This is a genomic window from Peribacillus sp. SIMBA_075, from assembly GCF_046534585.1.
On record NZ_JAWRYN010000693.1, the window covers coordinates 1 to 269 of the forward strand.

The following is a 269-nucleotide window of genomic DNA, read 5'->3' on the forward strand; positions in this document are numbered from 1 at the left end:
GGCGACGGCTGCAACGACAACAGGAGGAACGAATGCTACTACTGGAACAGCACTTAACCAAGCAAGTACAGTGACAGTCAATGGTACTTCTTTTTCTTTTAAAGATGCTGAAACAACTGAAAATGTACTCAAAGCCATTAATGATGCTGGAATAGGTGTCACAGCTTCGTTAGTTTCAAATGAATTGGTTTTAACTTCTGGAACTGTAGGAAGTAGCTCTAAGTTAGAAATCTCAGCAGCAACAGGTAACTTCGCAGGGATGGCAACTG

At 42.0% G+C, this 269-nt stretch carries 1 protein-coding gene; it reads left to right on the forward strand.

What is annotated here, in order from left to right; translation table 11 throughout:
* On the forward strand, nt 1-269 hold a 269-nt coding region (locus SB775_RS29970), incomplete at both ends, for a hypothetical protein (RefSeq protein ID WP_410864888.1).